The following is an 11,456-nucleotide window of genomic DNA, read 5'->3' on the forward strand; positions in this document are numbered from 1 at the left end:
ACCTACCGACCACCGCCCGCGATGATGATCTCCCGAGGGTAGTCGGTCAGGTAGTCGCAACCGTCGGCCGTCACCACGATGGAATCGCCGATACGCCCGCCAAGGCTGCCGTCCAGACTGATCCCGCCGTCAACGGCGAAGGTCATGCCTGGTTGCAGGATGGTGGTGTCCCCGGCCTTGAGTTCGGGAGCCTCCAGATACGACATGCCGATGGAGCGACCGGTGCGATAGCCGGTGACATAGCCGCGTTCGCCATAGACGGCGTTGGCGGCCTCCGCCACGGATTCCGCCGTCACGCCCGGACGGATCGCGGCAATCGCCGCCTGTTGCGCGTCGATGGCGGCCTGCTGCACCCGGGCGGCATCATCGGTAACCTCGCCGACAAAGAACATGCGGTCGAACCCGAGCTTGTAGAGCTTGAACTGCGCCATGTTGCAGAAGCAAAAGTAGACCGGATCGCCCACCGCCAGCGGCTTCACGCTGGCACGGCGATGCACCATCGAGGTGTCGCGGCCCGACTGCATGACCTGCAGATTGTGGATCATGGGGGAAACAAAGGCCTCCCACCCCCGCGCTGTCAGAAACCCGGCGGCCTTGCGTGTCCCGGCATTGATCACCGCCAGCGCGGCCTCGTACTCCGGCACGCCTGCAGCCAGCGCGCCCTCCGCCGCCACCATCATTGCCCCGGCGATCTCCCCGGCCTGGCGCATGACGGTGATCTCTTCCGACGACTTGATCATGCGCATCGGCCCCAGCACCGGTGCAATGTCGGTCAGAAGCGTGTCCGGCAAGCTGCTGTCGAACCAGTTGCGCACGATGGCGGGCAAGGTCGCGGTCTCCACCGCGACGTGCCTGTGCCGGTCCCCCAGCACGCGCGCCAGAACGGTTTCCCAGCGGTTGGCGCCCGCATCCTCCCAGGTCTCGATCCGACTGACCCAGGTCATGGAACCCACCATCTCGCTTTCCATCAGTGGGGTGAGAACCGTTGGCTCCTCGTCCGGGCGGATGATCAGGAATGTCGGGCGACCAAACTCCACGGACAGATAGCCCCAGAATCCGGCCAGCCAGGCAATTGAGCTTTCGTCGGTCAGGACGGCGACCTCGATCCCCTCCTCCCGCATCCGCTGCTGAAACGCGATGGTCCGTTGGCGTGCCTGCTCCAGCATCAGTGCGTCTCCCTCAAGGTCTTCTGTCCGGTCAGCCTTCCGCCGACACCGGTGGTCGCATTCGGAACTGGTACGACGTTCAGGCACGTGGAATTCTTGCAACAGATTGGGAGCGCGATGCGGATGACGCAATATCCACCAGCGACACGGAATGTCCGGTTCGACGCCGGTCGTCATCACCGCGCCAAGATCGGTTTCGTGCTGCTGGCGACCGAGCAGACGATCGAGGATGACATGATGCGCCACGCGCCGGACGGCGTCGGCATGCATTTCACCCGCGCTGCCATCCCCGACTCCATCACCAATGCCACGCTTGCGGCGCAGGCCGACCGGCTGGCCGGGGCGGCCACAACCCTGCTGCCGGACGGATCACTGGATGTCGTCTGCTACGCCTGCACCTCCGGCAGTCTGGTGATCGGGGAGGACCGGGTCCTCGCTGAACTGAACCGGGGCGCACCGAAGGCGAGGGCCACATCGCTGATCACCGGCGTCATCCGCGCCCTGCGCGCTGTTCACGCCAGACGGATCGTCGTGGCAACGCCTTACCTCGACGAGATCAATCACCGCGAGACCGAGTATCTGGAGCGGGCGGGCTTCGAGGTGCTCGACATTCAGGGCCTGAACCTGGAGAAGGACAGCGACATGATCCGGGTAACCCCCGACTTTATCCGGGAATTCGCCATGTCCCTCGATCGGCCCGACGCGGATGCAATCTTCGTTTCCTGCGGTGCGCTGCGGACGCTGGACGTCGTGCAGCGGCTGGAGGAACAGTCGGACAAGCCGGTCATCGCCAGCAATCAGGCGATGCTCTGGGACACCCTGCGGCTGGCGGGCATCGATGACCGGCTGGACGGGCTCGGCCGCCTGCTGCATCTGCCATGAGGGTTGCGGTGTTCCAGTGTGATCTGGCTGGCGCGGATGCGGAGGCGCGTCTGGCGAGGCTGTATCAGGTGATGCAACAGGCACAGGCCGATCTGCTGCTCTGCCCGGAACTGTTCATGTCCGGCTATCACGTCGGTGACCGCATCCGGCAACTGGCCGAAGGGCAGGACGGCCCCTTCGCCCGTCGCGTTTCGGAGATCGCCAGAACGACGGGGACGGCGGTCGCCTATGGCTACCCGGAAGCGGCAGGGGGCCGGATCTACAACAGTGCGCTCTGCATCGGGCGTGATGGTGAGGCGCTGGCCAACCACAGGAAGCTCGTCATTCCGCCCGGACCGGAGGTCGGGCATTTCACGGCAGGCGAAGGCCTGACCCTGTTCGACCTCCACGGCATCCGGATCGCCCTGCTGATCTGCTACGACATCGAATTTCCCGAGGCTGCGCGTGCGGCTTCTGCAGCGGGCGCGGAAGTGATCCTCGCCCCCACCGCGCTTGCCGCGCAATGGGCAGTCGTTGCCGAAAGGGTGATTCCGGCACGCGCCTTCGAGAACGGCACCCACATAGTCTATGCCAATCACGCCGGAACGGAAAATGGACTCAATTACGCCGGATCAAGCGTGATTCTCGACCCGGTCGGGGGTGATCAGGCCCGTGCAGGCGCAACGGAAGCCGTAATCATGGCAGATATGGATCCTGACCAGGTCCGCAGCGCGCGCACCAGACTGCCCTATCTGCGGGATGTGGCAGCCCTGCGGGACCGGCTGGTCTGAGCCGGATCAGTTCTGGCGCAGCAACTGCTCCGCCCGGTCGAAGCGTTCCATCTCGATCAGCAAGGCAACATAATCGGCCAGCAGGGAACGGTCGGTGGGGCGTTCCGCGACAAGCCCTTCGTAGACCGCAACCGCCTCCTCATCCGCACCAATGGCACTGAGGCCGGTCGCCTTCCGGCGCCGGGTCTCGAAGTCATCCTCCCCCTTCGCGGCAATGCGTTTCAGCATCTCGCGATAGGCGGCACGGCCCTCCTGCGGGCGGTTCATGCCAGAAAGGGACAGCCCGTAGTAGTACCAGGGCCGATGGTCGGCGCGCTGCTCGGCGTCGGCAACGCGGAAGAACCGGTCCAGGACCTCGACCGCCTTCTCGGCGCGCCCGGCGAACGCAAAGGTGCGGCCTGCCTGCAGCAACCGGTCGGGATCATCGCCGATCCGGCCCAGCAACTTCTCCCAGGCCTGGACCGCCACGTCCGGCTTGGCAGCCTGTTCCGCCCAGTCCGCCATCTGCAGCAGGGGTCGAGTCTCGTCAGTCGGCGGGATCAGGCGGCTGAGCACCTGCCCCACCTCATCGAAGCCACGTTCCGCGATCAGCGCATTGATGTAGGGGGCGAGCACCGGATCCGTCCCCGACAATGGTGGTCCGGGCGCCACGAGCGCGATGGTCCGCGACGTGGCGCCGACGTCATTCAGCAGTTGCAGCCAGGCCGCACGCTCTGCAGCGGTTCCTGCGGACCGGGCACGGCGCGAGAGCCATTCCAGCCCGCGTTCCGGCGGGCGCGGCCCCCAGAGAAACACGAGCTGCTGCACATCGGGCGAATCCGGTCGCGCATCCTGTGCCAGCAGGCTGAAGGCCTGCTCAGCCGCCGGTTTGGCCCCCAGATCAAGCAGCCGGAACGCGGCATTGCGGCGATCCTGGTCACTCAGACGCTTGTCGATCGACCGCAGCGTCACCCAGGCGATCAGATCGTCCTGTCGGCCGGCGGTCGCCAGCGCCTCCTCATACACCGGGGGCCAGGGGCCGGTCGGCTCCGCCCGCGCGATCTTCTCCAGGAACGGCAGGGCGCGGACGGGTCCGGCAACCTCCAGCAATTCGTAGAGCAGCAGGTCGCGCCGGGCTGCGGGCGGGTTGGATTGCAGGCGCCGGACGATGACATCGCCGCGTTCCTTGTCCGCCTTGGCCAGACGCAGCGCCTGCACATAGGCCTCATCCCACTTCGCCGGGTCGGCCTTTGCCAGATCGCGCAGGGCCGGCAGCGCCACATCCCCCAGTCCCGCGTCCAGCAGGGCGAACAGCAATCCCTCCCGCGTGGCCGCATCCATGGTCGGATCGGCAAGTGCGGTTTCCGCAAAGCGGCGCAGGTCCGCCGGGTCACCGCCACGGCCAAGGGCCGCGACATAGGCACTGCGGACCTCCGCTGTCCCGGGCAGCAGGGCGCGCAGGATCGGCACCGCTTCCTCCGCCCGACCGGCCGCGGTCAGTGCCTGGCCCCAGACGAGCGATGCCTCGTTGCCCGGATAGAGCCGCTGCAGCTTCTCCGCTGCCGCGAACGCCAGATCGGGTTTCGCCCCCTGCGCGGCGAGATAATAGATGTCGGAGAGCACCTGACGGCCGGGCTGCGGTGTCGCCTTCAGCCAGGCAAGCACCGGTTCGGCCGTGCCCGACTGGGTCTCAAGTCGCGCCCAGCCCTCCTGCACCTGCGGCGCGGGCCGCTGTTCCCGCAGGCTCCGCAGCAGCGGCAGCCCCTCCCTCGCCTTGCCGAGTTCGAGGTAGAGGTTGGCGAGATTGGCAATGGCAAAGGGTGGTGTCGCGGGATCACGCACCACGGTCTCCAGCAACGCCAGCGCACGCGCATTCTCGCCCAGATCGGTCAGCGTCCGCGCGATGGACAGTCGCGTGGCAAGGGGCGGGTTCGGAACAGCCAGCGCCTTCTCGACCCATTCCCGCGCGGCCTTGTTGTCACCCCGTGCGACCGCGATACGCGCCGCCATGGCCGGCCGTCTGGCCAGGAAGTCCTGGCCGGTTTCCGCCAGCAGCCAGTCGATCAGGGCGAAGTCGCCTTCCTCCGCCGCATTCTCGGCCAGCGAGGCAATCGTGTCTTCCGGCAGCAGGCGCGGATTCTGCCGCCGCGCTTCGGCAAAGGCGAGTTGCGGCTGGTCCAGTTCGATGGCCAGCGCCATCAGGTCGTCGGCGAGCAGCAATGGCTGCGGCTCGCCTGCCGCGCGATCCTGCAGGAAGGCCAGCGCCTGCGGCTTCCGTCCCACTGCGGAAAGTGCGGCGACATAGGCTTCCGCATCCTCCGGTGTACCGGGCAGCAATTCCTTCAGGATCGGCAAGGCCTCCTCCGCCCGACCGCGCGCGATGAGGGCATTGGCATAGATCCGGCGCGTGCGCTCATCCTGCTGCAGCTGGTAGAGGCGCGTCGCGGCATCGAAGGCCAGGGGCTCCGCCCCGCTCTCCGCCGCCAGGAAGTAGATGTCCTCCAGCAACTGCCGGTTCGTTACGCGGGCACGGGTCAGCCACTCCTGCACCTTTCGCGGATCACCGGCACGGGTCTCCAGCCGTGCCCAGCCAGCCTGAACCTGGGTCTCGGAGCGTTGCTCGGCCAGGGACCGCATCAGCGGCAGGCCATCGCGGGCGCGATCCAGTTCCAGATAGAGGGCGGCGAGATTGCCGATTGCCCATGCCGGTGTGTCCGGATCGCGGGCCAGACCTTCCAGGCGCTTCAGGGCACCCGCCTGATCACCAAGCTCTGCCTGCACCCGCGCCAGATCGATGCGGTCATTCAGGCGCAGGTCCGGCAGGGCACTGGCCCTGGCCAGCCATTCCGCTGCAGCCTCGCGGTCATTGCGCGCGATGGCGATACGGGCGGCGGTGACGGGTCGCGCCTGCAGGAACGCCGGACCGAGCGTGGACAGCAGCTTGTCGATGAGTTCGAACCGGCCTTCCAGTGCCGCGGTCTCCGCCAGATAGGCGACAGTATCCCCCGGCAGACGGGTCGGGTCCTGGCGCTGCAACTCCGCGAATGCCAGTGCGGATTGCCCCTGATCGATGGCAAGGGTGATCAGGTCGTCCGCCAGTTGGGGCGGCAGGGCCGTATCTGCGCCGCGCTCCAGCAGGAAGGCCAGCGCATCCGCCCTGCGGTTGGCGGCATTCAGGGCCTCCACCCAGGTTTCCGCATCCTCCGCATCCCCCGGCAACAGGACTTCGAGTACCGCAAGAGCCTGGCCTGTACGCCCGTTGGCAGTAAGCGCCTGACCATAGAGGCGGCGGGATTCACGATCCGGATGGTCCCGGAACAGCCGCTCGGCCGCGAACAGGGCCGAGACGGGTGCAAGTCCTGGTGTGGCGAGCGCGACGATGTCCGTCAGGACATCACGATCGACCAGTCCCTGTTGCTGCAGCCAGGCGAGCAGGGCCTTGTCCTTGCCCGCCTTCGCCGCGATCCGCGCCCAGCCTGCCTCTGCCGCAGGGGAGGGATTGGTGCGCCGCAGACTGTTGAAGGCGGCCAGCCCGGCCTGCAGCCGTTCCGTGTCGATATAGAGCTGCGTCAGTGCGCGGATCATCGCCGCGTTCAGGTCGGGACGTGCCGCGATCCTGTCCAGCAACTGCGCGGCCTTCTGGTCCTCGCCCAGCTTCAGCCAGGCGCGCGCCAGGCGAAACTGCTCATGTGCGGGCAGATCGGCCTCTGCCGCTGCCCGCTGCACCTCGACCACCGCATCGTCACGACGCCCGACACTCAACAGCAACTCCGCCATCAGTGCCGGGTGGGCGGTCCGGAACGGTGCTTCCAGTTCCCCCAGCAGCTTCTGCGCCAGCGCCTGCCGACGGTATGCCACGGCAACATCACCCAGGGCACGCAGACGGAAGTCGGTCAGCCCGGAGTGGTCGCGCCGCAGGGACACCTGCTCCAGCAGGTCGATCTCCTGCCCCTGCATTGCAAGGTCGATGAAGACCGGGAACGCCAGGTCCGGCAGCCTGTCCGCCTTGTCCAGCGCCACGAGACGTTCAAGCGCCACGGTCGCGCGATCGAGACCATCCTGCATCTGCGCCCAGAACACCAGCAGCGGCGGTGAGAGATACAGCTCGCCCTCGAACGCGCGCAGCAGGCGAATCCCCAGCGCGTTCTGATCGCGCTCGGCGGCCTCGCGGATGATCGGCAGGATGGCGGCCCGATTGCCCTTGGCCTCCGCGAAGCGGGCGACAACGTCGGCAGCCCGGTCATCCTCACCATAGGTTCCGGCGATCATGGCGTAGAGCTTCACGGAGCGGATCTCGAAAGCAGTCGGGTTGCTGCGCCACATGCGTTCCAGATACGCCAGGGCCTTCAGCGGTTTCTGATCAGCAGCAGCAAGTTCGGCGGCCTCGAGAAAGTCAGCGGGCCGGGCATTGCCGTCGTCGATCAGTTGCGCAAGGCCCGCCTCCAGCTTCGCGTAGTCACCACGGTAGCGATACAGATCGACGAGCTGTCGCTCCTCCTCCGGCTTGTGCTCCGCCGCAACAACCTCCGCCAGCGTCCGCACGAAATCATCCTGACGCTGGGCGAACCGATAGAATTCGGCCAGCTTCCGTTTCGCGCCGATGTCCTTGGGGCGGCGGGCAATATAGGCTTCCATCACCCGTATCGCCTTTCCGATGTCCCCGTCATGCAGGGCAATATCGGCCAGCGAAGCCACGACCACGACGGAGGTGTCGCCCGCATCCAGCCGTTCCTGCAGCGTGTCCCGCGCCAGGTCCACCTTGTCCGACCGCAACTGCAGCAGTGCCACGTCCTTCTTGCTCGGGATCAGCAACAGGCTGAGCCCGACGCCCAGGACAACGACAACAACCAGCAGGATCAGGTTCAGGCGCACGGTATCGTCAGCCTGCTTCCGCCGGGCGGATCACGATGGCCACCGGCGCGTAGGCATGGGTCGGCAGTTCCACGATCAGCACACCATCGGAGCCGACCGTCTGTTCGTCGCTGACAATGGAACCGTCCGGCAGGGTCGCTTCGGCCCGCCATTGGCCAGGCTTCATGCCACGCCACTGCATCTCGCCATGGCCGAACCCCTCCCCCGTCATGCGCAGCGCGTTGCCGTCCCGGGTCAGATCCCACAGATGCCAGCGCGCATCGACAAGTGATGGTTCCACGGGCAGCGTCCCGCGCGCGACCAGCCTGTATTCCGGCTCCGCGACCGCTTCATCCAGCGCGACATAGAGATTTCCCTGATAGTGGGTGTAGCCCAGAACCCCGACTGCCGACCCCATGTCGACAACGCGGTCATCGGCATTGTCGTGACGGATCGTCTGCATCCGACCGCGATCCAGTACCCGCCAGTGGTCGGGTCCCGGCCTTTCGAAACGGGTGGTATAGAACCCCTCTCCGATGCTGGCGTAATGGCTCGTCGTGATGGGGGTGATACGCTGGCTGCGGGCGAACTCCAGGTTCTTCAGCAGGGCCTGCAGCGCCGCCGGGCGCTCCCCGATATACATGTGGTAGTAGACGTTGATCCCCTTCAGGCGACGCGGGCTCTCGGTATTGCGCAGCGTCAGGATCAGATCCTGATAGCCGAAGTAGCGGCCGGTCCACAGATCGGTATAGGTATTCTCGTTACTGTTGACGGCGAAGATCTGCACCTGCCCGCCGAAGGTTCGGCCCACGGGCGGAACATAGCTTACGGACGGAAACTCCGGATCGAAACGGGAGTCACCGCCGTTGATGTTCAGCAGCCCGGCCTGCCGCGAAGCCGCGATCATGTCCGGTGTCGGGGATGTATTGCCCGACCAGAGGACGACCTCCACCTTCTTTCCCGGTGGCGCGAACTGCTCCACATAGCGCGATGCCTCGCCGAACTCCCGCTCCAGGACGAACGGCTTGCTGCCAAAGCCGCGCGGCACATCGTAAACAGCGGCCAGCAGACCCGACGGCTTGGCTGCATCACTCTCCAGCACCTCCTCGGTCCAGGCAGCGCGATCAAGATGCTTGTACAGCCCGGTGAAGGGCGCTTCCTTCAGGGCCGTGTAGTCCTCGTAGAAACCCCACTCGAACGGATGGCTGTAGGTGTGGTGCGCCACCTCGACCTGCGGCAGTGCGAAGATCTCCCGCGCGAGCTGCTGCGCTTCCGGATCACCCGACCATTCCGGGTCCAGGTCAGCCGCGATGGGGCCGACCGTGATCGGCAGGTCGGGATAGGGTGCGATGGCCTGCTCCAGTACAACCCGGGACGAATAGATCTGGTCCTTGCGGTATCCCTTCACCAGCGAGACGTTGCGCCAGCCGTCGCCGTCGATGTGGCTGAAGTAGATACGGCGGCCGCTCAGGGTCGTGGTATCGGGCTTGGGCAGCTTGTCCGTGTCGAACACGCGACGGATGAAGGCAAAGGGGTTGATGTACCACTGGGTCCTGAAGAAGACCGGATCACGATAATTGACCCAGCCGATCTCCCCGAAGCCACCATTGTCCGATGTGACGACGACATCGCTGGTCGACCCATCCTGTTTCCGGCGGACACGCAGGTGGGACGTACCGACCCCCTCCACGACCTCATAGCGCTCGTGCGGTGGCAGCTTTCCGGCCATCACCCGTTCGAAATCCACCATGTCGGGATCGCGCATCACAACTTCGGTATCGAAGGTGACATTCGTCCATTCACCCAGGATGCGTACGCCGATGCGCTCCAGAAAGCGGTTGGTCCTGGCGCGCGTCGGCACGGGGGAACCGTCGTTGGCGCCGAGAAAGCCCATGTCGCCGAACGAGACGTACTTCTTGCCGGCAATGACCATCTCTTCGAGCCAGTCCAGGAAAGCCGCCGGCCGCCGGATGGCACCATTGTCGAACCAGGTGATCACACCGGCGATGGACGGGTCGGTCACGGCATCGAGGGGCAACGGATCCTCGATATCGTGATACTCCAGCTTCAGGCCCAGGTGGTTGAACGGCATCTCGGCCAGCATGTGCAGCGGATTGGACCGCAGTTCGTCGCCATTCTGGTTGTAGAAGGCGAGCACCGTCCGTGGCGCCTCAGCCGCGTTGGCGGTGAGGGTCAGAAGGGTGAACAGCATTGTGAGGATGAAACGCAACCTACTCTCCCCCGTCACCAGGCAGTGACGGCATCGTTTGTCTGCCCGAAGGCGAATCAGGATAACACAGGTCAATCAAGCAATTGCCATGCCGCGCATGATCTGTTTGGCTGGCCCGATCCGATGCGGAAGGAACCAACCATGCTGCGCGCCCTTGCCCCTGTAGCAGCCCTGTTGCTCAGTGTCGCCTTCATGCTGATGGGCAACGGCCTGCAATCGACCCTTCTGCCCATGCGCGCGCAGCTGGAAGCCTACAGTTCCGTCGAGATCGGTGTCCTGGGTTCCGCCTATTTCGTTGGCTTTGCGCTGGGTTGCTGGCGCGGGGCCATCCTGATCCGCCGGGCCGGACACATCCGCACCTTCGCCGCTGTCGTCGCCATCTCCTCCACCTCCGCCCTTGTCCACGCCCTGGTGACCGAACCGATGGTCTGGTGGGCGGTCCGGCTGCTCTCCGGCGCCTGTGTCGCGATCCTGTTCATGGTCATCGAGAGCTGGCTGAACGAGAAATCCACGAACGAGACGCGTGGGCTGGTCTTCTCCGTCTATACCGCCATCAACCTGACAGTGATCTCGATTGGCCAGCTGATGATCGCCTTCGGCAACCCGGAAGGTTTCCCGCTGTTCCTGATGGCCTCGATCCTGATCTCCTGGGCCGCTGTTCCGGTGGCCATGACCAAATCGGAGAGTCCGGCACCGCCGGAACAGATCGGGGTCCGCATCCGCTACCTGCTGCGCCTGTCACCGGTGGGCTTCATCGGCAGTTTCGTCGTCGGTGTCACCAATGGCGCATTCTGGGCGCTGGCACCTGTCGTCGCACAGGGCGGCACCAGCAATACCGCACTGGCGGCCATCTTCATCGCCGTGGCCGTGATCGGCGGTGCCGCCGGTCAGTACCCGCTGGGCAAGATTTCCGACCGGATGGACCGGCGACGGCTGATCGTTGTCGTCGCCGGGCTCGCGGCCCTGTCGGGAATCGGGCTGGGGATATTCGGGGCGAGTGGCCAGACACTGCTGATGATCATCGGTTTCATCTTCGGCGTCTTCGCCTTCCCGCTGTATTCGCTGTGCGTCGCCCATGCCAACGACTTCGTCGAGGGCAAGAGCTTCGTGGAGGCGGCGAGCGGTCTGCTGCTGACCTACGCCGCCGGGGCGGTCGTCGGCCCGATCCTGGCCTCCATCGTGATTTCCCAGGCCGGGACAGGCGGGCTGTTCTTCTTTACCGCGGCGATCCATGTGATCTTTGCCGGGTTTGTCATCCTCCGTATCCGCCGCCGGGATCCGGTGCCCGAGGCCGAGCGGGGCGATTTCGTCGAGGCTGCCACCGCAGGCCTGACCATCCTGCCGATGGATACCGGCCTTTCGACCCAGGACGATTCGGAGGTGCCGGAGACCAGCGAGACCGGGGATGATGTCCCGGAAGGGTCAGGGGCTGATGCCGATGGGGCTGATGCCGATGGGGCTGATGCCGATGGGGCTGATGCCGATGGGGCTGATGCGGACGGGATCGGGGAGCCGGAATCCGCCACGACGGATGACGCGCAACCCGAAACCGGGGACGACGGCCGGAAACCCTGACCG

6 protein-coding genes are annotated in these 11,456 nt (G+C 65.7%); 3 read left to right on the forward strand and 3 right to left on the reverse strand.

Going from position 1 to position 11,456, the window contains the following annotated elements:
* Positions 1-2 precede the first annotated feature (2 nt).
* Positions 3-1,166, reverse strand: coding sequence for a Xaa-Pro peptidase family protein (locus QGV55_RS15090; protein WP_281019824.1), 1,164 nt, complete (start codon positions 1,164-1,166; stop codon positions 3-5).
* Positions 1,167-1,289: 123 nt separating this feature from the next.
* Here QGV55_RS15090 and QGV55_RS15095 point away from each other — a divergent pair, with 123 nt between their 5' ends.
* Together QGV55_RS15095 and QGV55_RS15100 are read left to right on the forward strand one after the other, a co-directional pair.
* Positions 1,290-2,048: a hypothetical protein gene (locus QGV55_RS15095; protein ID WP_281019823.1), complete on the forward strand. Its 759-nt coding sequence runs from the start codon at positions 1,290-1,292 to the stop codon at positions 2,046-2,048.
* Positions 2,045-2,818: a carbon-nitrogen hydrolase family protein gene (locus tag QGV55_RS15100; protein ID WP_281019822.1), complete on the forward strand. Its 774-nt coding sequence runs from the start codon at positions 2,045-2,047 to the stop codon at positions 2,816-2,818. Before QGV55_RS15095 ends, QGV55_RS15100 begins: the two co-directional genes overlap by 4 nt.
* Before the next feature lie 6 nt (positions 2,819-2,824).
* Here the strand turns inward: QGV55_RS15100 and QGV55_RS15105 are convergent, their stop codons facing one another.
* Both QGV55_RS15105 and QGV55_RS15110 read right to left on the reverse strand, forming a co-directional pair.
* Positions 2,825-7,669: a hypothetical protein gene (locus QGV55_RS15105; RefSeq protein ID WP_281019821.1), complete on the reverse strand. Its 4,845-nt coding sequence runs from the start codon at positions 7,667-7,669 to the stop codon at positions 2,825-2,827.
* 7 nt (positions 7,670-7,676) lie between these two features.
* Positions 7,677-9,878, reverse strand: coding sequence for a hypothetical protein (locus QGV55_RS15110; RefSeq protein WP_281019820.1), 2,202 nt, complete (start codon positions 9,876-9,878; stop codon positions 7,677-7,679).
* A gap of 141 nt (positions 9,879-10,019) precedes the next feature.
* Between QGV55_RS15110 and QGV55_RS15115 the strand changes: the two genes are divergently transcribed.
* Positions 10,020-11,453: an MFS transporter gene (locus tag QGV55_RS15115; protein WP_281019819.1), complete on the forward strand. Its 1,434-nt coding sequence runs from the start codon at positions 10,020-10,022 to the stop codon at positions 11,451-11,453.
* Positions 11,454-11,456 lie beyond the last annotated feature (3 nt).

This window comes from Minwuia sp. IMCC3009 (assembly GCF_029909415.1).
Taxonomy (GTDB): domain Bacteria; phylum Pseudomonadota; class Alphaproteobacteria; order Minwuiales; family Minwuiaceae; genus Minwuia.

Excerpts from the sequence above, each read along its gene's own strand:
- QGV55_RS15090 (WP_281019824.1), bottom strand. The coding sequence starts at position 1,166 with ATGCTGGAGCAGGCACGCCAACGGACCATCGCGTTTCAGCAGCGGATG.
- QGV55_RS15095 (WP_281019823.1), top strand. The coding sequence starts at position 1,290 with ATGACGCAATATCCACCAGCGACACGGAATGTCCGGTTCGACGCCGGT.
- QGV55_RS15100 (WP_281019822.1), top strand. The coding sequence starts at position 2,045 with ATGAGGGTTGCGGTGTTCCAGTGTGATCTGGCTGGCGCGGATGCGGAG.
- QGV55_RS15115 (WP_281019819.1), top strand. The coding sequence starts at position 10,020 with ATGCTGCGCGCCCTTGCCCCTGTAGCAGCCCTGTTGCTCAGTGTCGCC.